The organism is Leptolyngbya sp. 'hensonii' (assembly GCF_001939115.1).
Classification (GTDB): domain Bacteria; phylum Cyanobacteriota; class Cyanobacteriia.
In genome coordinates this window covers 225,128-248,221 of the sequence record NZ_MQTZ01000043.1, presented here as the reverse complement: position 1 = coordinate 248,221, position 23,094 = coordinate 225,128, and the positions used below count along the sequence as shown (strand labels likewise).

20 protein-coding genes, 1 pseudogene and 1 CRISPR repeat array are annotated in these 23,094 nt (G+C 48.1%); of the genes and pseudogenes, 14 read left to right on the top strand and 7 right to left on the bottom strand.

The window, feature by feature from the left end:
* Positions 1-8 precede the first annotated feature (8 nt).
* The 14 genes and pseudogenes from tnpA (at position 9) to cas2 (ending at position 12,730) form a co-directional block, all read left to right on the top strand.
* Positions 9-458, top strand: coding sequence for an IS200/IS605 family transposase (gene tnpA, locus BST81_RS16765; RefSeq protein WP_075599640.1), 450 nt, complete (start codon positions 9-11; stop codon positions 456-458).
* An 82-nt stretch (positions 459-540) separates the two neighbouring features.
* A complete protein-coding gene (locus tag BST81_RS16760; RefSeq protein WP_075599639.1) occupies positions 541-2,076 on the top strand; it encodes a hypothetical protein in 1,536 nt (511 codons plus the stop codon).
* Positions 2,077-2,123: 47 nt separating this feature from the next.
* A complete protein-coding gene (locus BST81_RS16755; protein WP_075599638.1) occupies positions 2,124-2,363 on the top strand; it encodes an antitoxin family protein in 240 nt (79 codons plus the stop codon).
* Positions 2,360-2,755, top strand: coding sequence for a PIN domain-containing protein (locus tag BST81_RS27610; protein WP_075599637.1), 396 nt, complete (start codon positions 2,360-2,362; stop codon positions 2,753-2,755). Before BST81_RS16755 ends, BST81_RS27610 begins: the two co-directional genes overlap by 4 nt.
* Before the next feature lie 27 nt (positions 2,756-2,782).
* Complete coding sequence (gene cmr4 / locus BST81_RS16745) at positions 2,783-3,610, top strand: type III-B CRISPR module RAMP protein Cmr4 (protein ID WP_075599636.1); 828 nt, start codon at positions 2,783-2,785, stop codon at positions 3,608-3,610.
* On the top strand, positions 3,607-4,026 hold the full coding sequence (locus tag BST81_RS16740; RefSeq protein WP_075599635.1) for a hypothetical protein: 420 nt from the start codon (positions 3,607-3,609) through the stop codon (positions 4,024-4,026). Before cmr4 ends, BST81_RS16740 begins: the two co-directional genes overlap by 4 nt.
* A 2-nt stretch (positions 4,027-4,028) precedes the next feature.
* On the top strand, positions 4,029-6,110 hold the full coding sequence (locus BST81_RS16735; protein ID WP_075599634.1) for an RAMP superfamily CRISPR-associated protein: 2,082 nt from the start codon (positions 4,029-4,031) through the stop codon (positions 6,108-6,110).
* Positions 6,110-7,735 carry an AAA family ATPase gene (locus tag BST81_RS16730; RefSeq protein ID WP_075599633.1) on the top strand — a complete coding sequence of 542 codons (1,626 nt, stop codon included), beginning with the start codon at positions 6,110-6,112 and terminating at the stop codon, positions 7,733-7,735. Before BST81_RS16735 ends, BST81_RS16730 begins: the two co-directional genes overlap by 1 nt.
* Before the next feature lie 139 nt (positions 7,736-7,874).
* On the top strand, positions 7,875-8,786 hold the full coding sequence (locus BST81_RS16725) for a hypothetical protein (protein WP_216351369.1): 912 nt from the start codon (positions 7,875-7,877) through the stop codon (positions 8,784-8,786).
* Between the two features lie 71 nt (positions 8,787-8,857).
* Positions 8,858-9,662 (top strand): annotated as a pseudogene (locus BST81_RS27095) (IS1 family transposase); the annotation flags it as partial.
* 34 nt (positions 9,663-9,696) lie between these two features.
* Positions 9,697-10,980 carry a hypothetical protein gene (locus BST81_RS16710; RefSeq protein WP_171974782.1) on the top strand — a complete coding sequence of 428 codons (1,284 nt, stop codon included), beginning with the start codon at positions 9,697-9,699 and terminating at the stop codon, positions 10,978-10,980.
* A gap of 191 nt (positions 10,981-11,171) precedes the next feature.
* Complete coding sequence (csx18, locus tag BST81_RS16705; RefSeq protein WP_075599629.1) at positions 11,172-11,447, top strand: CRISPR-associated protein Csx18; 276 nt, start codon at positions 11,172-11,174, stop codon at positions 11,445-11,447.
* A gap of 11 nt (positions 11,448-11,458) precedes the next feature.
* Entirely contained in the window at positions 11,459-12,448 is a 990-nt protein-coding gene (gene cas1 / locus BST81_RS16700; protein ID WP_075599628.1) for a CRISPR-associated endonuclease Cas1, read from the top strand.
* A 3-nt stretch (positions 12,449-12,451) separates the two neighbouring features.
* On the top strand, positions 12,452-12,730 hold the full coding sequence (gene cas2, locus BST81_RS16695) for a CRISPR-associated endonuclease Cas2 (RefSeq protein ID WP_075599627.1): 279 nt from the start codon (positions 12,452-12,454) through the stop codon (positions 12,728-12,730).
* A gap of 187 nt (positions 12,731-12,917) precedes the next feature.
* Positions 12,918-17,713: a CRISPR direct-repeat array (repeat unit 36 nt; unit sequence CTCCCCACTCGCTGGGGAAACCAATTGAATGGAAAC).
* 26 nt (positions 17,714-17,739) lie between these two features.
* On the opposite strand, the gene BST81_RS16690 is transcribed toward cas2, so the two are convergent.
* The 7 genes from BST81_RS16690 to BST81_RS16660 all read right to left on the bottom strand — a co-directional run bounded on the left by BST81_RS16690 (position 17,740) and on the right by BST81_RS16660 (position 23,094).
* Complete coding sequence (locus BST81_RS16690) at positions 17,740-18,693, bottom strand: C69 family dipeptidase (RefSeq protein ID WP_075599626.1); 954 nt, start codon at positions 18,691-18,693, stop codon at positions 17,740-17,742.
* Positions 18,694-18,725: 32 nt separating this feature from the next.
* Entirely contained in the window at positions 18,726-19,709 is a 984-nt protein-coding gene (locus tag BST81_RS16685) for an AAA family ATPase (RefSeq protein WP_075599625.1), read from the bottom strand.
* A 1-nt stretch (position 19,710) separates the two neighbouring features.
* Positions 19,711-20,382 (bottom strand): nicotinamide riboside transporter PnuC, encoded by a 672-nt coding sequence (gene pnuC / locus BST81_RS16680; RefSeq protein ID WP_216351368.1) that lies wholly within the window; start codon positions 20,380-20,382, stop codon positions 19,711-19,713.
* Between the two features lie 367 nt (positions 20,383-20,749).
* The gene (locus tag BST81_RS16675; protein WP_075599624.1) at positions 20,750-21,508 is read right to left on the bottom strand and encodes a DUF4058 family protein; all 759 of its coding nucleotides are present in this window, start codon (positions 21,506-21,508) and stop codon (positions 20,750-20,752) included.
* 94 nt (positions 21,509-21,602) lie between these two features.
* Positions 21,603-21,950 carry a hypothetical protein gene (locus BST81_RS16670; protein WP_143780373.1) on the bottom strand — a complete coding sequence of 116 codons (348 nt, stop codon included), beginning with the start codon at positions 21,948-21,950 and terminating at the stop codon, positions 21,603-21,605.
* A gap of 325 nt (positions 21,951-22,275) precedes the next feature.
* Positions 22,276-22,716: a hypothetical protein gene (locus tag BST81_RS16665; RefSeq protein ID WP_075599622.1), complete on the bottom strand. Its 441-nt coding sequence runs from the start codon at positions 22,714-22,716 to the stop codon at positions 22,276-22,278.
* A 153-nt stretch (positions 22,717-22,869) separates the two neighbouring features.
* The gene (locus tag BST81_RS16660) at positions 22,870-23,094 is read right to left on the bottom strand and encodes a hypothetical protein (RefSeq protein ID WP_075599621.1); all 225 of its coding nucleotides are present in this window, start codon (positions 23,092-23,094) and stop codon (positions 22,870-22,872) included.

The following is a 23,094-nucleotide window of genomic DNA, read 5'->3' as shown; positions in this document are numbered from 1 at the left end:
ACTTATTTATGAGAGAAAACTACACTCAACTTTATATCCATTGCGTTTGGTCTACCTGCGATCGGCTACCCATTATTACTCCTGCGATCCAGACTGCTATTTATGCGGAGATTATTCGTCAATGTACTCAACTGAAAGGCACTGCGATCGCTGTAGGGGGTGTTGTCGATCATGCCCATTTGCTAGTAGGTATTCCTCCCACTCTTTGTGTTTCGGACTTGATGAAAGCCGTCAAAGGCAGTTCGTCCCACCTTGTGACGCATATCATCCAACCCGGAGAATTCTTTAAATGGCAAGGTAGCTATGGTGCCTTTAGCGTTAGTCATGAACACCTCGATCTCGTGGCTAACTATATCCGCAACCAACCCGGTCACCATAAGCAACACACCCTAACCCCTCAATGGGAACTTCCCACACTGCCAGTTTCTAGCCAGCCTATTTTTGCAGGTGAACAATAGAGCAACAAGTCCAGTCCGCGTAGGCGGACATTGCCTGTATAGCTGCGATTTTAATCGTCAGATCTTCAATCTACGAAAAAACATGAAAACACTGATTATCACAGTTGGAACTCGTCAGGTTGGGTGGAAATGCAAAGATGGCATTGTACGATCGCTCGGTGCCGATGGAGATCGGGGGCATCCCCAACATATTGATCAACTTTATACTCAGGAATTAGGCATTGAGCGTGGCTATCACAGTAATACCGCTAGACCTGAATTTCCTTGGAGTGTAAGGCATCTGGGAGAGCAAGTTTACCAGCAGTGCGTATCCCAATCAGACTTTTCCAGGGTAAAGTTGCTGTTGGATGATCAGATTATTGCCAAATCTGTCCGAGATGGACTTGACCATATTATTTTATGGGGAACCGACCAACCAGAAACCGTTACCTGGAATTTTCGTCGTGCTGATACCCTGTGGTTGACAGAACTGATGGCGGGCAATCTGCGTCAGCTTTATCCCCAAATTCAGGTAGATGTGTGGAACCCTGTAGTGGCGGTTAACCAGATTGATGCGATTCGGCAAGAAGTTGAAGGGTTTATTTTGCAATATGCCCTGGATCGCCTTTCAAAGGATGAAGCGCAAGATCTCACATTACTAATCCAAACGAAGGGTTCTGTTCCCCAAATCGCTAACACTTTGGAAATTTGTGCTGCCGCTCTGATGCGACAATGCCCTGTGGAGCAAGTGATTCCTGTTGAACCTACCCCTCTGTTTGAGTTAGATGCTCAAAATAACAGCAATGCCTGTATTTCTGATCAGTTTAATGTCGTAGCTCTAGGAAGCTATTTTTGGCCTGTGGAGCGAGAACGAATTATCTCAGCATGGCGACGGGGAGATTTTGCAGAAGCTAAGGTTTGGTTAGCAGCTCATCGCGATCGCTTTGAAGTTGTTTACAAACTAGCAGAACATCTGACCCTGGTGAGTAATCTGGAGTTAGAGAAAGCATTCAAAGTCCTGCGAGACTCCTGGCTACGCTCCAACGCAGTACACAAACTGGTGCTTCCAAACGAGCTTCAGACCTGGCAAACCCAGCTTCAAGAAATTCTTTCACCCAAAACAACCCCAGCATCCAGGTATCGTCAAGCCTGGGAAATGGTTGTACTAATCGAGTTGGCAACCAACCGCGAAAACTGGACAACCGCATTTCTGCAATTTGCCCAACTGTTGGAGCGTCTGTTAGCAATTCGGGCAAAAACAGAAACCTGGTTGACTAAGAAGCTGATTATCCCCAAAGACAACTATCGAGGAAGGCCGGAGGACTACACCCCAGGCTTTAAGGAATTAATTGATGCTTGGTTGACTTTGCATAAATTCAATGACACTAGCTCCTGGTACAAACTGCTTGATGCAATTCGTGAGAAGCGTAACCAACTCATTCACGAAGGTAAATCGATCAATGAAACGGAAATTCGATCACTATGGACAAAATCGGGGATGCCCGTAGATCCTAAAACTTCAACAGTTGACTTGATGATGACAGTTTTGGAAACAGTAATCAAAAAATGCTGGCATCCTCCAGACACTTTACTCTTGAAATCCCTATATGAGTGGGGATTTCAACAACTTTCGCGTTGAGTATGCAGGCTCGAATAATCAAAACAGCATAACAGGAGGCAAACAAGATGAACTTAACAGTTGAAGCAATTTATGAAGACGGGGTATTGAAACCGATTCAGGAGATCGCTCTTCCAGAAGGTACCCACGTTTCGGTTGTGATTACCCCGACTGAAACGGACTCAACAGCTAAAACCCCCGCTGAAATCCTGGCAGCGATCGCGGCACTACCCCTAGAATCCGACAACCAAGTTTTTTCTAACCGCGATCATGACTCCTTGTTGTATTCCACTGGAGACAAACCATGATTTTTGTTGACACGGGTGCTTGGTTTGCGAGTGTCGTTCCCTCAGATGCCGATTATCAGATTGCATCTATCTGGCTGAACCAGAATACACAACCGCTAATCACGACAGATTATGTCATCGATGAAACGCTAACACTGTTGAGAATGCGACGAGAAAACCAACGGGCGATGGCTCTGGGAGATAGCTTTTTTTCTGGTGCGCTGGCTACCGTTCATTACCTAACTGAGGCAGAGGTTCAACAGTCATGGCAAGTGTTTCGTCAGTTTTCTGATAAAGACTGGAGCTTTACCGATTGTACCAGCAAGGTGGTGATGGAAAAACTCAAGGTAGCTCAGGCATTCGCCTTTGATCAACATTTCCGTCAATTTGGTTCTGTAACCGTTTTGCCATAGTCAATACTCATCAACTCAGGTCACTTTATGCTCGGTAATCTTGTTTATCTTTATCTCCTCTCGCCTTTGCATACAGGAGGTACGACCCAGGAAGGCAACCTTTTGGGGATTGCGCGTGAGTCCCATACTAATTTGCCCTATATTCCCTCAAGCACAATCCGGGGTAAGTTGAGATCGCTGACTCCAGAAGTAGAACGGAATAGGCTGTGGGGCAATACGATTGATGATGTAACGGGGAGTAGCAGCGATACAAACCTGACTCAAGGCAGTCTTTGGATTGGCGATGCATCGATTCTTTGGTTGCCTGTGCCATCCCTCAGTCATGGTGTGGTGTGGGTAAGTTCTCCCATGTTGCTGCAACGTTGGGCAAGATTGAACGGCAGAACTGAAAAAGCCCCTGAACCCTACAGCAATAACTTTGCTCAGGGTAAGCCTGTTTATCTTAAGGATGCGATTCTTAAGTCTGCAAGCTTAAAACCCAAAAGTGATCTAAAGACATGGATTCCTCAATCAGAAATAGGGAGTATTGATCACGCCTTAATTTTGCCTGATCAGCACTGCACCACGCTGATTCAGATGAGTTTGTGGCGGCAAGTGAAGGTTAAGTTGGATGAGCATAAAACGGTGAATGGCGGTTTCCGGTACGAAGAAGCAATTCCACCGGATACGCTGATGTATTTCCCTTGGGGTGTGACATCGCAGGCAACTGGACAGGCTCAAGACTTACAAAAGAAGTTTAATCAGATCTTGACTGACAATGCAGTTATGCAAATTGGCGGACAAGAGAGCCTGGGGCGTGGTTTTGTGCAGCAGTGGTCTAGTGAGGCAGGCGTTAAACAGGAGGCAACCGTATGAGTTTTGACCCACGCACGATCGGGAAGCCTGTTTATGAGTCTTTGCAGGGATTGCGAGACGAGCAAGAGCAAAATCAAGGCGATGAGGCAAAACGGAAGGAGCGGCTCAAAGAACAGAAAAATCAAGCGGTTGAGCTGTACACCTACATTGCAACTTGGGGATTATTGCGTCTGAAGGCTGAGGAAAAAGCCATTAGTGAGGATAAAAAGGGAAAAAAGCAAGTTGTTCAGGAATACTTCAGATGCCTGGAAACATTGGTAGAACAATCTAAGTTGTCTGGGACAGATGGTTTGAATACCTTGGTTGGTATGGATGTTGATGATTATCTTGGGCTAACAGGATTGGGATTAGCCCTAGCACAAGAATTTAGCTTTTGGGCAAGTGCTGTGTACTGGGATATCAAAGGAGGCGATTGATTATGGTGTTTGAACGTCCGAGTCGTCCTGGTCAATCACGCCCAAACCCAACGGCACGTCCTAATGCAACCGAGCGACCTACTCAAAGGACAGCAGCAGACACAGGCAAGACCAAGAAAGTACTTCCCGATGTTAAAGGGGGCGGTGGGAACCGTGGCGGCAATCGTGGGGGTGGCAATGGCGGCAATGGTAATAACCCACTACCAGAAACCTCTCCTTGGCTGAATCCAGCCCAACCACCGGAAGAGATTCATCCCTCGGCTAGTTTTGTGGAATATTTGCGGTGGATGAGATCGCTCACTGACAACAAAACCCAGGATGCCAATACTAAGGTGCAACTGCTGCAACTGGCAGAGGAGGGAGCTAACTACCGAGAGCGTTTGACTACATTGACTGAACGCACTAAGCAAATTGCGGGTAAAGGCAACTATTTTCAAGTGAAATCGGCTTGGCGGATTCGTGTCGGTGGACACCGTGGACCAGAGAGTATTCTTCTGCCTGCCTTTGATGCCCTAGGAATGCCTTATATCCCTTCTAGTACCCTGCGTGGTGTGGCTCGTGCTCAAGCAATTCGAGACTTGGCGGCAAAAGGGCATTCATGGGAAGACGCAGAAAAAGACGTGTCTCGCAAATATTTTGGCGATCTGGATAGCAAAGAAAGTAAAGAAAAAGCAGGCAAAATCATTTTTCTCGATGCCTACCCCCTACCTGTCGCATCGGGGCAAGCAGGAGGTTTAACCATCGACATGGCAAACAATATTTGGGGATGGAAAGAAGATGTGCTGGACTATTCCCCCAATCCCAATTCCTTTTTCTCACTCAAAGAGGCGACGTTTTTGATTGGGATTCGGCGGGCTAGTCAATGCAAACCAGAAGAGTTTGAGCAAATTCGTAGCCAGGTGGAGCAATGGTTAACCAATGGCTTGCAAGCGGGAATTGGCTCCCAGGTGAACACAGGCTACGGCAGTCTGGTGCGGGCAGGGCAAGCCGCCAGTAAAGGCTTTTTCTCCGTAGACTTTATCCTGGAAGGACAACTGATTCATGGACGGCAACGGTTTACCCAATGGAACTGGAACGATCGCCGCAATGAATGGCAAATGCGGGGACAACCCGATGCCGAGGTGCGATCGGTTGCCTTCAAGTCCATGCTGCGGTACTGGTTCCGAGCCTTTGCATTAGGTGTGTTGCCTGTGGGCACTGAGCGATCGCTAGAACCCTATCTGAAAGCCATTCGTGAAGGCAAATCTGTATCACCTCCATCTGAGGTCAAAGCCTTAGAAGCGATTCTCTTTGGTTCGATTACACCTCAAACCAGAGGGTGGGTGACCGTCAGAATCATCGATGGCAAGGTGGTACAGCCGGAAGCCCGCTCTAACTTTCAAGGCAAGAACGACCCTTGTGGTGAGCAATCTGGCACCTTGGTGTTGGACTGTTCTTCAGAAGCCCCAACCGCGAAAAAACAACAAGATGCGATCAAGGCGTTATTCAAACATCTGCTCTGGATGATGTTCCATTTGGGTGGTATTGGTCAGGGAGCCAGACGGCCCTGCTACTCCCGACAAAACCGCGAAAATGGTCGCGCCCCTTGGTGGCGTGGCTCAACTCTCAGCCCTGATAGTGAGGATAAGTTTTGGGAGTTGCCAGATACGGTTCAGGGTTTCCAAAAACTCTTTCACCAACATTTGCAGGATTTTTATCAGGCATTAAGCCAACTGACCAATCAGTCTCTCAACCCCAATCAACCCCGTGCCTTGGGCGAGGTTCGGCGCGATAAATGGACAGAAGCCGTTGATGCCAACTGTCGGATTGTCGTCTGCACAGGCAAGAGCAACTTTAGCAAGCCCTATGCCTTAGCCGTTCTCCACAGTGAAGAACTGAAGAAAAATGGCAACTACGATCCAGATCTCTGTGGTGCGGTTTTGGGTGCTAAGGTGAAACCCTCACCGGTTTGGATTGCCGATTTGGGGGATTATCAGGTCGTAACAGTATTTGGAGCCACTCAAAATCCTCGTCAGCAATACCTCCGGGAACTTCAGTCCCAAACCAGTCGCCAAAACCATGCTCAAATCTGGGGGCTGACCTAATGCTACGGCAATACCAGTTAACCAACTTCAAAGCTTTTGGGGATACCGATCCGCTGCCCATTCGTCCGATCACATTGATTTACGGACCCAACTCTTCTGGCAAAAGCTCAATTTTGCAATCATTGCTGTTGTTGAAACAGACCTTGGAAGAAGCAGAAAGTACGGATGTGCGCTTACTACCTAAAGGCAAGCTCACCAATCTGGGAAATTATCGGGAGTTCGTCCATCGCCATGACGTGAACCAACCCTTCGGCATTAAAGTGGTGTTCAAAGTCGGGGATTCGCCAAACTTGGGCTTAAGGATTACTTTTGCCTATGATCAGCAAAAAAACATACCAATCTTCTCTGCTGTTGACCTGTTTCAAGACCGTGAAGATATTCCCATTGTTACTTATCGAGAAGAAACAGCTGGTAACAACGTGGTGTTGACTGTTGATACCGTTCATTCTGAACATCCCTTTTGGCAAAACTGGTGGAAGAATGGTCAACCGAAGTTACTTGACCTATTTCGTCATCAAACCAATGATGCGATCAAGGCTTGGCAGCAGCTTAAATCCATTACAGCTAACCAGAAGAAAAAGATTTCAGATGCTTTAGCCAAACAAATTGCTCCTTTGAAGCAAGAACTGGAACAGATTGAACCAGATCAGCGATCGCAATCTCCTCTGGCTGACTGTATTGACGAAATGGAGTATTTAATCGACCTGGATCAACGCTTGAAAACATATACCCTGGCTCAGGCGATCGAAGATTTTCTCAAAGTCACTTCCTATTCCTTTATGGGGTATCGTAACTTTCTGCCAGACAATCCAGGTGAATGGCAGAAAGAATTTTTCTCATTTGAAGAATTTTTTCCATTAGAAATTATCCATTTATTTAAACTCCATCAACGACTAGGCACCTTTGAAGCCTTAAGTAACTTAACTATAGAAGCAGCAAACCTGCTGAGAGTTTTTTTAGGAGAGATCATCTACATCGCTCCTCTAAGAGACTATCCTGAACGGCTCTATATTTTTAGCGGCAACACCAGTGAACAAGTGGGTAAAACGGGAAAGGGCATTTCTGACTTGTTATTCAAACGTCCTGATCTTTTAGAGCGAGTAAATCAGCGATTGAAGGATTTTGACTTGAAATATGAACTCAAAGTCGAAAAATTTACCAGCCAAGACACAGCCCAACTCAGTGACATTTTTGCTCTACGTTTGGTTGATCAATTCACCGATGTTAATGTCAGCATGCTGGATGTGGGCTTTGGGATTAGTCAAGTTCTCCCCATTATTATCCAGAGTATGGCTTCCTCAGGCAAAATCATCATGATTGAACAACCAGAGATCCATATTCATCCGCGCTTACAAACTGAATTGGGATCTTTACTGGCGGAGTGCATCAAGGAGCCTTTCTACAATGATTTTATCATTGAAACTCATAGCGAACATCTTATGCTCAGGCTACAAAAACTTATTCGCAAAGGAGAGCTAGATGTAGAAGATGTCTCTGTGATTTACGTCGATCGCACAGCCGATGGAGCAAAATGCAAGCTCTTAAGGCTCGATGAAGAAGGCTATTTTATTGACGAATGGCCTAATGGTTTCTTTGAGGAAGGCTACAAGGAGAGGTTTAGTTGATATGCTGTATCGCTTAGTACTGTTACCCTCTATTTTTACCTCAATCCTAGATAACCAACCCGCTACTTATAGCCTAGTGATAGGGCTTTTACGGCAGCTAGAGCAAACGAGTGTAGTTCTCGTAGAGGATTTGCATTCAATGCAAAAGGTCTTAGACAAATGGCCACAAAGATTCAAAGATAGTGCTATAAGCATTTTGAACCGACTCTCTGATCAGAAGCGGATTATTGCCGTTTCTTTGTCGGGTCAATCCCAACCAGTATCAACCTCCGTAAAGCAATGTGATCCTCATTTGAGAATCGTTCAAGACTACCCAACAAAATTCGTGGTGGCTCGGCAAGAATGCAAGGGTTGCTCTGTCAATCCCACTCCCTGTTTTGCAACAGCAAGAACACAGCTTGCCAATACTCTGACAAACATTATTGATATTAATGAGTACACCCTCAACAACAAGCTTTGTCAAACCCTTGAGAGGCGCGATCGCTTTTATCCACCGGGAGTAGGACGGCAACAAAAATTCGAGCAAGAAATCCTGATTCCTTTGTTTAGGGATGCTGCGAGAATAGAGCTTTACGATCGCTATATTGGACGTTCTATTTTAGAAAGCAATGCAGATCAGTATCAACTCGCTCTGGAATGGATTTTAGACGTGTTTAAACGGGAGTCGAGATTAGGAGAATCCGGTACTGTGAAAATCTACACAGGTATTTTCACTCGACCCTATCCAAACCAACCTCTATTTGACAGGAATCGTGCCATCACTGCATTTCAAAATTTGGAAGCGAACATGAGAGATTTACTTCCTAAATTTCAGATCTTTGTCAAAGAAGAAGAGCAGCGTAGACAGATGATCCACGATCGTTTTCTTTTTACCGATCAGATTGGCATTTCCATTGGTCGAGGTTTTAACTTAATTCTGGATAAACGAAGCAGTATATTTCCTAGACGATTACACGATATTCACATCAGCTATTGCACAGAAGTTCAGAAAATCAGAAATGCCTTCAATAATTTAAGCACGCCATTTCTGTATCAAAGCCCGAATCCATAGCTCTTTTGGTTGTGCGTCAGAGCATGGTGGGTTGAGTAAAATAGAGGTCTGTCTACTTTTAAGCACAAACTATGGAATGTAGGCTCTGCAGTCATCCTAGCACCCACAAGCACGGAAAAGCTCCGAATGGGAGCCAACGCTACTTTTGCCCCCAGTGCCAGCAAACGTTCAACGAGCGATTTGATACCCTATACTATCATCGTCAAATCACTCCAGAACAAATTCGGCAAGTGTTACAAGCCCATAGCGAAGGCAGCAGCTTAAGAGGCATTAGCCGCACGAGTGGGCTTGCATACAATACGGTTGTGAGCATTATTCGTGCCGCGAGTCAGCAGGCCCAATTGGTGCATAATGCCCAAGTGCAAGCCGTTGAAACAGAAGAAGTCAGTGCAGATGAACTGTGGTCGTTTGTGCAAAAAACAAAAGCAATGCTGCTCAGAGGAGTTAGAAAGGGGTGATTGCTGGATTGGGGTGAGTCTAGCTGATTCAAGTGGTCTGGTCCTGGCGGCCCGGGTGGGAAAGCACACCGATGAATTGATTGAGGAGCTGGTAGTTAGTAGCGAGGGAAAGACTGCCTGTAAACAGTGGAATAGTGATGACTGGGGAGGGTATGAAAGAGTATTACCACCGGAAATCCTCCACTACATCGGTCAAGATAAGACACAACGATTGGAGAAAACCAATGGAATCATGAGACAACAAATAGGACGGTGGCATCGTAGACAAAATCAGTTTGGTAAGCTCTGGGAACAAACTAAGGTCACAACCCGATTAGTCATGGGTTATTTCAACTGGATCTGGCAGCATAGTCGATTCAAAACCACAGCATCTCAACGAGCAGGATTAGCGCTAGAGCCTTGGACTTGGTACGATCTAATACTTGCTCCACTATTCTTTGATGCACAACCCTATGGCCAGTATCATTCTTTCCTTTGTCGGACAGCAAGACCCCTTCGCCAAAACTGAAACTGAAGGGTCGATCGTCACCCTGGTGCATCATCTACTCGCAAATCACCATATCGTAAAGCGTGTATTTCTATTGCATACTGATGGCACTCAGCAGAATGCGATCGATACCAAAGACTGGCTCTTGTCAGAGATCAAAAACCTCAAAGAAGACACTGTTAGCCTTCTTGCCGCCAGTGAAGCCTTCTCTCAAGATCCGATTAATCAGTCTTTAGCAGTTCAGGAAGCGCGTCAAGCAGTTGAACAAGCCTGGAAGCACCAAACGGTCCAAGACACATTGGAGTTCAATGGCTCGTCAGGAACTCCGGCTATGAAATCCTGTTGGGCCATTTTACAGGCAACAGGCTATGCACCCCATAGTCACGTTTGGCAGGTTCGTAACCCTAAAGAACTGCAACCTGGACAGGCCAGAGTTTTCAGAGATGATGTGAACATTCTTAAGCATGAATTTGACTTAAAGGTGATCAAGCGGCAGGTACAAGACTACAACTATAGTGGTGCATTAGTTAGCTTTCAGGCCAGTTATTTTAACTCAGAATTAGTGATGGCTCTGCTCAATTATGGGCATTGTCGGATGGCCTTTGACTTCGATCGGGCTGATCAAGCAATCCAACCTTACAAAGCAATCCTTGATCAACAATGGTTTAAAGAAATTGCAGCATTACGTCAGCGTAGCTATACAGCCTTAGCGAGGGAATGTTATCTCAATGGTCAAACCAAACTCAAAAATCGGGAATATGCCGAATTTCTGGTTCTCCTTTCTTCTTTTCAAGAAACCTCTTTGAGAGCATTGATCGAGGCCAAAATTCCAGTTGATTTACGAACTGGGAAAGATCGAACACCAGAAGATGTCTGGCGAGATTTAGCAGCAGTGGAGGGAGGAACTTTGATGGCATATCTGCGCCAATGTAAGACGCCTAAAGGGGAACCTCTACGGTTAACTGGATTTTTGAATGCCTTTTTAATGATGGCTATTCTGGAACGCTATCCAGAGTACTTGGCCCTATTACCTATCCTGAAAGACTTGAAAAAATATATTGACGATCGCAATGACCTGGTGCATCGTTTGGCGGGAGTCTCTGAGATTCAGGATCTGGATACCCTGCAGAAGCATCTGAAAACTATCTTGAAGGCAATCGCACCCTTACCCGGTGAGAATCCCTTCGATCTACTGAATCAACACATTTGTAGTTTACTCGATCAGGCCATGCAATCGTCTCTGAGTTAAATGTCCTGTGCGATCGCAACTCTCTAATCCCAAGCATCACCCAGACCCTTGTGAGGAAACAACGGATTGGAAATTTTGGCTACTCTGAATTAGTATGGCTTCCTGCTGTGGAGGGTTCCCCATGTAGCAAATACTTGCTGATCTGCGTTCGGGTGCATTGGTCCGCTATTCACTTTACCCAGGAATGACCCATGTATATCTCATCCCGTGCGGCAGTTGTCCGCAATTTCTCCATTGCTGCGGTCAATGGGGCGATCACCCTGGTGATTCTGCTCATTGCCCCTCTAGGACTGGCAGCCGTCATCATTAACACCTTGCTGGTCACCGTGGCCACCTATGCCACCGCCACTGTCGCAGATCGCATCATTAGATTTTTGGCCCCCAGTGCTCCATCGCCAGATCTGATGGCAGAATCCCAGCGATCGCAACTCCGCCAGCCCGATCCGAGAGATCTGGATCGGCGTTAACCCAGCTATCTATGCGCACGCTGTACGTTTCTCAGCAGGGCTGTTACCTGTCTCTCCAAAAAGAGCTGGTCTTGATCAAACGCGGAGAGACTATTCTGGATGAAGTCCAACTGCCACTGTTGGAACAAATCCTCATCTTTGGGCAGTCCCAGGTGACGACCCAGGTAATCCGCGCCTGCCTGCAACGGGATATTCCGATCGCCTATCTCTCCCGCATGGGATATTGCTATGGTCGGATTTTGCCCGTTGAACGAGGTTATCGTCATTTGTCTCGCTATCAACAGCAACTGCTTGAAGTCGATCGTCTGGTCGTTGCCCGAACGATCGTGCAGGCAAAGCTCCGCAATAGCAGAGTCATTCTCCAGCGGCAACAACGCCGCCGCCCTTCAGATGCCAGTACCTTTGCCATCCAGAGCCTGGAATATCTGATTGAACAAGCGGGGCAGGCCGCCACACTGGACAAGCTCATGGGGATGGAAGGCGCAGGTGCTGCCAGTTATTTCAGTGCCTTTGGGGACTGTTTAACCGGGGACGGGTTGGTGTTTATTGCCCGATCGCGCCGCCCTCCTGGTAATCCTGTGAACGCGATGCTCAGTTTCGGCTATCAGGTTCTCTGGAATCATTTACTCTCCCTGATCGAGTTACAGGGGCTTGATCCTTACCAAGCTTGTTTACATCAAGGGAGTGAACGCCATGCGGCTCTCGCTTCTGATTTGATTGAGGAGTTTCGAGCCCCTGTGGTTGATTCTCTGGTGTTATATCTGGCTAATCGAGGTATCGTCAAAGCTGACGAGGATTTTGAATACCATGATGGGGGGTGTTACCTCAAGGATATGGGGCGGAAGAAATTTTTGCGGGCTTTTCTGCAGCGGATGGAAGAGCAATTACAAATTGATGAGGAGGAGCAACCCCGCTGGGGGCTGTTGATGCAACAAGTTAAAGCTTATAAGCAGTTTGTTTATAATCCTGCTCAGGGATACAAGCCTTATCTGATCCGCTAAACCATGCTTTTCTACATCATCACGTATGACATTCCCTGCGACAAGCGACGGAAGAAGATCTCAGATCTCTTAGAGGGCTATGGGCAACGGGTTCAATACAGCGTGTTTGAATGTGTTCTAGCACCAGACAAATATGATGAATTGCGGCAACGGTTGAGAAAAAAGTATAAAGAGGATGTAGATAGTATCAGGTTCTACCCACTTTCGCGGCATACGCTGCTGCAGGTGGAAGTTTGGGGAGATCCACCGGTGACTCAGATGCCTGGTTCAACGATCGTATAGGTCATGTTGCGAGGGATCAGGAAAATGCCTGGAATCCCAGTTCTTTCGTTGTAACCTTCGATGCCTTACCTGGTATGGATTTCTACAGTTTCGGATACAATGATGGCAGGTGCTATGCACTGGAAAATCTCTATCCCTCGCAAATGGTGTCTGGATGCTTTAACAGGTCCAGGTTCCAAGAGCTAGGCTCCCCACTCGCTGGGGAAACCAATTGAATGGAAACCGCGGCATGGCCAGCACTGAGCAAGCAAGCGGCCTTCTCTCCCCACTCGCTGGGGAAACCAATTGAATGGAAACTGGCAATAATCCCTATTAGGGACACATCGCTACGTGTTCCGCTCCCCACTCGCTGGGGAAACCAATTGAATGGAAACTTTCGTTTCGATGGTTCCATATCACCTCAATTATCTAAGCTCCCCACTCGCTGGGGAAACCAATTGAATGGAAACTCAATTTCTGCCAACTTGGGAAACACCTTGGTCAGGTCCACTCCCCACTCGCTGGGGAAACCAATTGAATGGAAACCCGGAAGTATCCACAAACCTATGTATTGACCTGCATCCTCCCCACTCGCTGGGGAAACCAATTGAATGGAAACTGGGCTTCTTTGACTAAGAACATCTCTTTTCTCCTTGCCCTCCTCCCCACTCGCTGGGGAAACCAATTGAATGGAAACGTCCTTATAAGAAATAACTGGATTACCCATTATTTTGATCTCCCCACTCGCTGGGGAAACCAATTGAATGGAAACGTCCTGTTCTAATAAAGGCAGGCCAGCCTCAATCGTTCTCCCCACTCGCTGGGGAAACCAATTGAATGGAAACGAGGAGTTTGGAAACGACAGAACTTACCAAATTGAGTTCCCCACTCGCTGGGGAAACCAATTGAATGGAAACGAGGTAGAACCATTTTCCCGAATTTGATTCATCATACGACTCCCCACTCGCTGGGGAAACCAATTGAATGGAAACAATAGCGGCGTTCGGATTCAGTGTTCAGATGTTTTGATCTCCCCACTCGCTGGGGAAACCAATTGAATGGAAACGGCCAGAAGCGGCAACAGCAGACTGAGGCTCAAATTTCCCCACTCGCTGGGGAAACCAATTGAATGGAAACGCCACCGGTGCGGTCCTCCTGCTAGCCGCAACCGATCGCTGGGTCTCCCCACTCGCTGGGGAAACCAATTGAATGGAAACAGGCAGGGATTGCGCGTATAGCGCTGAGCACAAGATCAAAGCTTCCCTGCACTCCCCACTCGCTGGGGAAACCAATTGAATGGAAACATTAATCTGTCCAGTCAAAGCAACAGCAATCTTGATGCTGGTATTCTCCCCACTCGCTGGGGAAACCAATTGAATGGAAACCCCTCGGTGGCTCCCCCCGGTAAAGACCCGCAGGATACTCCCCACTCGCTGGGGAAACCAATTGAATGGAAACAGAGGAATCTCTTCACTCATATACTCGTTCAGATAGGCTCCCCACTCGCTGGGGAAACCAATTGAATGGAAACCCGAGAGTCAAGAGTCCTGCCAGCTCCAGCAGCATTTGAACTCCCCACTCGCTGGGGAAACCAATTGAATGGAAACAAGAACATGATGGCGGCCTCTGACCTCGGCATTGCGCTCCCCACTCGCTGGGGAAACCAATTGAATGGAAACTGCAAAACTTGTCAACAACCCACTCAACAACAACATCAAGTACTCCCCACTCGCTGGGGAAACCAATTGAATGGAAACCACAAGTGCTCGCACGATGCGGCCTTTGTCAGCGTATTGACTCCCCACTCGCTGGGGAAACCAATTGAATGGAAACGTTATTTTAATCATGTTGGACACAGACACTCCGTAAGCCCTCCCCACTCGCTGGGGAAACCAATTGAATGGAAACAACCCGAGCGGAAAATCCAAAGATGCTGTACTTTTTGCTCCCCACTCGCTGGGGAAACCAATTGAATGGAAACCTTAACTGTTTCTAATCTAGGTGAAAGTATAGAGTTAACTCTCCCCACTCGCTGGGGAAACCAATTGAATGGAAACTGTACTATCTTCTATAAAGAGTTTATTAGGGTCATACTGTGGACTCCCCACTCGCTGGGGAAACCAATTGAATGGAAACGAGTTTCGTACTGCTTCAATCCTGCAGCAATCAAGCTTGCCCCTCCCCACTCGCTGGGGAAACCAATTGAATGGAAACCCGGATAGAAGACGGCGATTGGAAGGAGAATTGGCACTCTCCCCACTCGCTGGGGAAACCAATTGAATGGAAACGCAAAGGTGTGGTGGGGACTGGGGAAGCGAATCAGGGGCTCCCCACTCGCTGGGGAAACCAATTGAATGGAAACTTCTGCACTGTTTCTGATACTGCTCTCCAGGAACGTCCTCCCCACTCGCTGGGGAAACCAATTGAATGGAAACGCCATCCTGATGCTTTCCTCGGTGCAAGTCGAACTCCCCACTCGCTGGGGAAACCAATTGAATGGAAACGCACTCCAAAAAGATTCTGCGGGGAACGGGATTTCCATCGTCAGCTCCCCACTCGCTGGGGAAACCAATTGAATGGAAACACAATAGTAAGCCCCTCGACCGGCTTGGAATTCATCCTCCCCACTCGCTGGGGAAACCAATTGAATGGAAACAATTTGGCCACTACGCTGACGGGCAACGATCGCTGCTCCCCACTCGCTGGGGAAACCAATTGAATGGAAACTTGGGACGGTGAACTCGCCAGACTGTTTCCTGAGATTCAACTAGTGTACTCCCCACTCGCTGGGGAAACCAATTGAATGGAAACCCTTAACTACTTTTGGCTTGATAGATTTGCGGAATTTTCTCCCCACTCGCTGGGGAAACCAATTGAATGGAAACATAGCTTTCGGATCGGCGATGCACTCCCCGTCTGAGCCTCCCCACTCGCTGGGGAAACCAATTGAATGGAAACGTTTAACCCAGTGGTCTTCGGTCTTGTCGTTGGGTCTCCCCACTCGCTGGGGAAACCAATTGAATGGAAACTTCTCCTTTGTTGATTGGTATTTATAGCGGGTACTGAATGACTCCCCACTCGCTGGGGAAACCAATTGAATGGAAACTCCCCCCCTGGTTGCCGAAACCTCAATCTGGTTACTGGCCACTCCCCACTCGCTGGGGAAACCAATTGAATGGAAACATAAAAGCGAGCGTCGGGGTATAATTTTTGAATTTCAGCTCCCCACTCGCTGGGGAAACCAATTGAATGGAAACTGTAGTATGACTCTTCCCAGGAAGTCGGGTAGTCCTCCCCACTCGCTGGGGAAACCAATTGAATGGAAACTCTACACTGATGGGATTGAGAGTTTGGTATCCTGCTTGTTCGCTCCCCACTCGCTGGGGAAACCAATTGAATGGAAACTCTAGACTCTGCCATAGCAGGGCTAACACCAGCCAATGCGGACTCCCCACTCGCTGGGGAAACCAATTGAATGGAAACTTGAGGATAAGCCTTGGAGCTATGTAGTCCAGTGAATCTTTTATCTTCTCCCCACTCGCTGGGGAAACCAATTGAATGGAAACCCTTTGCCAGACACTATAGAGAGACCAACTGATCAGTTTCTCAGCTCCCCACTCGCTGGGGAAACCAATTGAATGGAAACTCAGCCGCAAACAGATGAGGACTTGATCAACGCTTGGCTCCCCACTCGCTGGGGAAACCAATTGAATGGAAACAGCTAAAAACTCTCCAGCAAATTATAGAAAATAGTACCTCCCCACTCGCTGGGGAAACCAATTGAATGGAAACAGTAGTGCTGCTGCAAAAAGTGCGCGATCGCCCGTTTAACCTCCCCACTCGCTGGGGAAACCAATTGAATGGAAACTGCTAAATACTTCTGTTTGTTTACATTAGATGTACTAGGACCCTCCCCACTCGCTGGGGAAACCAATTGAATGGAAACCTTAGCCTTTATCGTTTCCTCCAGATCCTGAGCCACGATCTCCCCACTCGCTGGGGAAACCAATTGAATGGAAACTCGATTTGCTCTGTCCCTTCTGCTTCTATCAATGGGCTCCCCACTCGCTGGGGAAACCAATTGAATGGAAACCGATTCAACGAAATAAACTGGACCTTTGTCAGTATCGAGTTCTCCCCACTCGCTGGGGAAACCAATTGAATGGAAACCCCGGACCTTTCCCCAACTCCAATTGGTTGTAAGGGAACTGCCAGTAGCTCCCCACTCGCTGGGGAAACCAATTGAATGGAAACACGAGATTTATGGGCGCGTGGCTGCGATCGTGGCCAAACTCCCCACTCGCTGGGGAAACCAATTGAATGGAAACTCCAAAGCTGCCAGCCCAGGAGTCGAAATATTCGACTCCCCACTCGCTGGGGAAACCAATTGAATGGAAACTAATCTCTTGACTTACTGTGGCATCGCATTTTACGGGAAACTCCCCACTCGCTGGGGAAACCAATTGAATGGAAACAATCCGGTCTGTGGATGTGTTAATCGAAGAGTCGGAAAACTCCCCACTCGCTGGGGAAACCAATTGAATGGAAACATTATGGGCTCGGTCCATCGATCTGACAAAGCAGCCTCCCCACTCGCTGGGGAAACCAATTGAATGGAAACCGGTTAGGGTTGCCAGAAATAATCTGAGTAGACTTAAATGACTCCTCCCCACTCGCTGGGGAAACCAATTGAATGGAAACACGATTTGCCAGTTATCGTATTCGAACCCCGCGTGGTTTTCTGTGTAGCTCCCCACTCGCTGGGGAAACCAATTGAATGGAAACCTGACAGGAGCCTGAGATCGTGAGTTTATTGGCAGGCTCCCCACTCGCTGGGGAAACCAATTGAATGGAAACGGCCTGTGTACTGCTGGGGACTGACAGCAGTGTTTGACTCCCCACTCGCTGGGGAAACCAATTGAATGGAAACACTGTGTAGACCTAAGTACTGAAAGTTGTATTTAAGAACTCCCCACTCGCTGGGGAAACCAATTGAATGGGCTTCCATTGCCACGACTCACAGATCTTCTTCACCCATGGTAGTAGTTCTTGGTAACAGCTAGGGTCTCAGGAAATTCTGCCCGTTTATATTCCCGTTGACAGGGGAAGGGATGATCAATCAACCAATGCTCACAGGATTGGGATGACAACCGGGAAATTTGACTTCCCCTCGTTTCAAACTCTCCATGCATACAAATATGCCCCTGATGGTCCCGCAATATGGATTTTGCAGTCTCGATCGTGAACTGCCCCTGATGTAGCCGACATAGCGATCGGACTCGACCTGCTCTAGAGTCGAGAGACAGGGAATCTTCAATCCCACCCTCAGAAAATAGTTCGGTAAAGTCAAACTCTGATTCGCTTGAGCAGAGCTTTTGAGCTATTGCATCAGCAATCATCTCAGGATGGCGCAAGTCCCCTTTGCCTCGAATACTCAGATTGTTGGAGATCGATCGTGTCCCCTGGGTCACTCTTTCTGTAACCCAATACCTTCCAGCCGTTTCCACAACCCAGGCTTCTTGGCAATCTGCGATGAGAAAGGAATTGTGGTAGGTAAAAGAAAAATGCTCAGCACAGTTGCCGCCCTGTCCATATTGCTCTAGCAAATTTATGATGACCTGCACCGCCGCAAAGGCTGTCCCCCCTCGTTCTAACCCCAAGCGGACCAAATCCATGCCCAGGAGTCCTGTTGGTTGACAGGGCTGAGTCGTCCATACTGCTTCATTACCAAGCACAACTCCACATTCATTGGCTCCCATCTCGGCTCCCCACATCCATCTGGGCTTCGATAGAACTACTGCAAAGGTCTGCTCAAGCTGGGGAATTTCAATATAAGTGCATTGAACCTGTTGCCCTTTGGGGTAGGATTGAGCAGGGAAGGTCACAATATCTTGAATCTCGCCTGCAGGCCGATCGCTATTCTTGCCGAAAATCACTGAGCCATCAATCGTAGCGTCGGCCAGCGCAATAAAAGTATCACACATTGGTTTATATTTTGACTGCAATGTCCCTTATTTTAAGGGGCATCCAGAGCCGGAAACACAAGCAGAGAATTAATGGCAGCGATCGCATAGGTCATCCGTTGATCATGCGCCCCTGTAACAAGGATGAATTGCTTATCTTTTTGATTGAGCACATCAATAAACCACTGATGCATTTGCAGCCGAATGCACTCACCATCCCTGGTACCATCTTGCACAAAGCCAAAATCAGGAGCCGTCAGAATATACAGGTCATAGTGACGACTGTCAGCAATACATTCAACAGCTTGAGAGTCAGTCCCCATATATCGTCGATGCCAAATATGGGTTGCCAAAGGATCAGTATCGCAAACGAGGAGGCAATTTGCCCGCATGGCTAAGTCATCCTCCCAAGCTACCTGGCCTTTAGCAATCTGCACGAACTCGTAGGTCTCCCACTGGTCTGCATTTGGAGTATGGCGTCTGCCCTCCCAGTACCATCGACCATATTCCGGTACCCACACCGTCTGATAATGCTGAGCCAGGGCTTGGGCTAAGGTTGTTGTCCCACTGGACTCAACGCCAATTACACAAATCCGTTTGGCAAAATAGGCTTTGGCAGGAGGCGTCAGCATTTGCCAGTAGGTTGCGAGATTTTGTCGCAGTTGGGTCCCAGAAATAGGCACGGTGCTACGCAACAAGTCGATCGCCTGGTGCTCTGCTCCCATTAACACTGCCCAGGGTTCACCATACGTCTCAGACGTAAACGCCCAATCTGGTTTTCGTCCTTGCAAGACTTCCAATGCCCGTTCAGCCCAGGGTGCCGGGGCCTCCGGAATATCCTCCAACACCTCGATTACTTCGACATCAGGATGCAGGAAACGAATCCAGTTCGCTCGAGCTAGACCTGAGATCTCCTGGGTTGGTTTGTACCCGACCAACACCACCAGATGATCGACTTGGCCCTTGGCCTGCCGGATCAAGTAATCATGCCCCAAATGGAATGGGTAGAACTTACCAACGGTAATGCCCAACTTCATGCTACTGCTCAACCCTTTGCAATCGTTGCTCATGCTCGATGTGCTGGAAGTTCCGCAAGCCATTAATTGCCATCAAGCAAAAGATGCCATACAAGATACTGGTCAAATACAAATGCCGGGAAGTGTAGAGCGGCACATAAATCACATCAACGGTAATCCATAGATACCAACTCTCTACAAAACGACCCATGAGATACAGATGAGCAACCAGGCTCATCACTGTGGTCAGAGCATCCCAGAATGGTGCCGCTCCTCGAATAGCAATCAGGAAGGCTCTCAAGGCAAAAATACTGCCGATTGCCAAGATGCCTGCGGTAACCATCCATCTCCTCGAAACATACCCCACAGGTCTCTCAGTTTGATTCTGCCCACCCCTTAACCAAATGTAGATGGCCTGCAAGCTGGTGACGAAGTAAAACACCTGTAGACCAACCTCGGCATACAGCTTGGCTTGATAGAAAACAAAGCCATAAAGGGCTGTTCCCACTAACCCAATCCACCATCCGAATAAATTATTCTTAGCCAGTAACCAAACGCTCCAGGCAGAAGTGACAACTGCGATCGTTTCCAGCAAACCCAGTTCAACCGGGAGCAATGGCTGAAAGGGCAGCAAAAGCAGTAGAATGCTGGCAATCATGCCAACTATAGATTGGAGGTGAGCTGATTGAGGCATCGATATGGATGAATGAGATATTCTACCGATCGACAGTAACCTAACCCCGCTCCTCAAAAACATCCATAAAAGCTTTCTCTCCAACGTTTTGCTTGTGGAAACCATGATAAGTCTCCCCGATTTCTCGTGGCTTAATGATCCACTGAAATTTTAGGATTTGCGTTCTCCCCTAAACCACCTACTGCGCAAACTGCAGGTGCTCATTTGAACCCGATCCCTGTTACAAAACTACCAGTCCCTTCACTACTATCCTCTACCCCATCATGGTGGTACCCTGGTGGAACAGGAAAACTTCCTGACCTGTCTTGATCAGAAGTCCAGAGGTCTGCATAATACTGGCCTTCATTGTGAATGTCAGCAGCAGGTGTTAGCGACCAGACTCCAAAATCTGTCGCATCCAGTCCTGTTCTTCCTGGGTCAGCACTGGAGGAGGAGGCACCTGGCTGTAGTCGATCGCTAACCGGTAGCGACCTTGGTCATAGATCGTATTGAGGATAGTCTGCAAATCCAGCAACAGTTCCTCATCTTCTGACAGCAGGGGCACAGGAATAGCCGGAATAGGGTGGGGCAGGTTAAACGGGTACAGTTGTGCACCAGGTCTGGTGCTGCTCCGAGAAATCAGAATGCGATAACGGCTGGCTGGCATGTACAGGATAGGAAACGGTTTGCCCGATCGGATCAGATCAATTTCGACCAAATGGGTCCTGCTAGCCAGCACCCGATTGCGCTTACGTTCGTACTGCTCCCGTCCCCTTGGGTCCACCTTATTGGTGGGTGATAGGATTTCGATGCTTGTGATTACCTGGTTTGTTGCAATCTGTCTGACTTCCAGCCATCGTTCGATGACCTCCTCTGGTTCAGGCACTTCGACCTGCACTGGGGCAACCACAGACGCAAGAACACCAGTCACCTGAGCCTTTGGCTCAGAGGAGTCACCCAAAATTATGACATCCGGTGTACCTATTCCGGTAGTAGCAATGTAGGTGGCCTGCTCTACAGTTGCTCGGTAAGCCTCAGGCAGGCGAGCATTCAGATCATTGGCAATAGCCGTCATCAAGTAAGTGTGGACTTCCCGCCAGAGGGAATCTTCCAGATAGGGGTCCATGCCAGGAAAAGGAGAGGCCATCAGGTTTGCTCCAGCTCTGATCCTTGATCGTACTGCAAATATCGCCAGCATCGGGGTTAGCCACTCGAACTACTGACCAGAACGGAAGCAGTTTCTACCGTGGTGGAATGGCCTCAACAAATTCAACTCTACGGGTCGCCTCTTTCCAGTAGTTATCACCATCCACAATTTGCAGCTCAGCAATTGCGTTCTTCTTGATGGTCAAGGTATAAATCATGCTGCCGTTTTCAGCCTGGTAATACCAGCCCCCCTCTGGTAGCATCTCTACCCTGGTGAGCCGTATCGTTTTGGGTTGGCCATAGCCCTGCACCTTCATATGGGTTGGTCCCATTCCTTGAATACAGACAGCGACTCGATAGGACGGGAACTGAGCCTGCACATCGGTTGCACCAAAACCATTGCAGAGACGGCTTTCCAGAGCCAATGCAGGAGCAGATGGCATCAGTCCTACAGCAAGAGGTGCAAGCAGACTTAGTAGGGGGGCAAAACGGAGGGGCAACATGGATGGAATCTCCTCAGGTATCGGGTGTTTTTATCGATGATGAGTGATCGATTGCATTGAAAGCACGAGCCAACCTGCTGAATCCTCTCAGCCACCTGGATGAAATACAAAAAATACGGAGTCGCATATTTTCTGTAAAAGTTGTAGAAAATCTACCCTTTCAATAGAATCACGTAGGCTCAAGCATCCCCAAAATCGAAAGCCTCGCTTGCCCACTGGCAGTCGTCCTGCATCAGCCACCACTGTTCCAAAATCTCTCCAATCCCTATTCTTCTCCAGGATTAGGTCCCGGCAGTTTGCGAATCAGGTACCTGACTTCTTCCAGCAAGGTATAAAAGCGCTGGTCACTCTCTGCCTGTCGTTGGCGATATTCCTCTGTGGCCGAAAGAAACCGTTGGTCACTCTCTACCTGTCGCTGACGGATTTCGTCTAGAGTATTTCCGGTACTGACAGTCAGCTCGGCAATCAGATTGCCTGTTTCGACAAAGCCATCCTGGACAACTTGCTGCAATTGATCAAGCTGTTGCTGGGTTCGTCGCTGACTGGCTTGTAGCTCCTCCATTTGCTGTTGGCTTTGTTGCTGGCTAGCTTGCAAATTCTCCATTTGCCGCTGGCCTCTGTCTTGTCGAAGTGCGATCGCTTCGAGGAGCTGCTCGACCCGGTCAAGCCGATCGCTGGATGCATGATTGCCGTTTGCGTTTGTCATCGTATTTCCTGTAGTCGGAGGCAGGACAGGATTCTGTCCTATGGTACCATTCCGGCTCTTGCCTCAGCACCAGGCGATAGCCCGTTGCCTGGCGGCAGGACAGGGGAGTCCTAGCAGGGCACAGGGTTGAACTTGTGCCCTTTCCTGTGTTGATCAGATCCCCTCTTTCAACCTGGCCCAGTAAGCTGGATCAGTTTGATAAATCTGCTCCATCACCTCGTCATAGTCCTCAGCCTCATCAAGATCCGGGTCATCCCCCGCATACCCCCACACTTTGGTACAGGTCAGACAACGGTAAAACCCATAGTTGGCGTCGTACTGGATGTGGGGTGAACCACAATAGACGCATTGGATATCACGATCAGATTGGTTTGACAT

Excerpts from the sequence above, each read along its gene's own strand:
- csx18 (WP_075599629.1), top strand. The coding sequence starts at position 11,172 with ATGTATATCTCATCCCGTGCGGCAGTTGTCCGCAATTTCTCCATTGCT.
- BST81_RS16690 (WP_075599626.1), bottom strand. The coding sequence starts at position 18,693 with ATGTGTGATACTTTTATTGCGCTGGCCGACGCTACGATTGATGGCTCA.
- BST81_RS16725 (WP_216351369.1), top strand. The coding sequence starts at position 7,875 with ATGCAAAAGGTCTTAGACAAATGGCCACAAAGATTCAAAGATAGTGCT.
- pnuC (WP_216351368.1), bottom strand. The coding sequence starts at position 20,382 with ATGCCTCAATCAGCTCACCTCCAATCTATAGTTGGCATGATTGCCAGC.
- BST81_RS16740 (WP_075599635.1), top strand. The coding sequence starts at position 3,607 with ATGAGTTTTGACCCACGCACGATCGGGAAGCCTGTTTATGAGTCTTTG.
- BST81_RS16760 (WP_075599639.1), top strand. The coding sequence starts at position 541 with ATGAAAACACTGATTATCACAGTTGGAACTCGTCAGGTTGGGTGGAAA.
- BST81_RS16675 (WP_075599624.1), bottom strand. The coding sequence starts at position 21,508 with ATGGCCTCTCCTTTTCCTGGCATGGACCCCTATCTGGAAGATTCCCTC.
- tnpA (WP_075599640.1), top strand. The coding sequence starts at position 9 with ATGAGAGAAAACTACACTCAACTTTATATCCATTGCGTTTGGTCTACC.
- BST81_RS16710 (WP_171974782.1), top strand. The coding sequence starts at position 9,697 with ATGGCCAGTATCATTCTTTCCTTTGTCGGACAGCAAGACCCCTTCGCC.
- BST81_RS16730 (WP_075599633.1), top strand. The coding sequence starts at position 6,110 with ATGCTACGGCAATACCAGTTAACCAACTTCAAAGCTTTTGGGGATACC.
- BST81_RS16755 (WP_075599638.1), top strand. The coding sequence starts at position 2,124 with ATGAACTTAACAGTTGAAGCAATTTATGAAGACGGGGTATTGAAACCG.
- BST81_RS16660 (WP_075599621.1), bottom strand. The coding sequence starts at position 23,094 with ATGTCAAACCAATCTGATCGTGATATCCAATGCGTCTATTGTGGTTCA.
- cas2 (WP_075599627.1), top strand. The coding sequence starts at position 12,452 with ATGCTTTTCTACATCATCACGTATGACATTCCCTGCGACAAGCGACGG.
- BST81_RS16735 (WP_075599634.1), top strand. The coding sequence starts at position 4,029 with ATGGTGTTTGAACGTCCGAGTCGTCCTGGTCAATCACGCCCAAACCCA.
- cmr4 (WP_075599636.1), top strand. The coding sequence starts at position 2,783 with ATGCTCGGTAATCTTGTTTATCTTTATCTCCTCTCGCCTTTGCATACA.
- BST81_RS16665 (WP_075599622.1), bottom strand. The coding sequence starts at position 22,716 with ATGACAAACGCAAACGGCAATCATGCATCCAGCGATCGGCTTGACCGG.
- BST81_RS16670 (WP_143780373.1), bottom strand. The coding sequence starts at position 21,950 with ATGCCATCTGCTCCTGCATTGGCTCTGGAAAGCCGTCTCTGCAATGGT.
- BST81_RS27610 (WP_075599637.1), top strand. The coding sequence starts at position 2,360 with ATGATTTTTGTTGACACGGGTGCTTGGTTTGCGAGTGTCGTTCCCTCA.
- BST81_RS16685 (WP_075599625.1), bottom strand. The coding sequence starts at position 19,709 with ATGAAGTTGGGCATTACCGTTGGTAAGTTCTACCCATTCCATTTGGGG.
- cas1 (WP_075599628.1), top strand. The coding sequence starts at position 11,459 with ATGCGCACGCTGTACGTTTCTCAGCAGGGCTGTTACCTGTCTCTCCAA.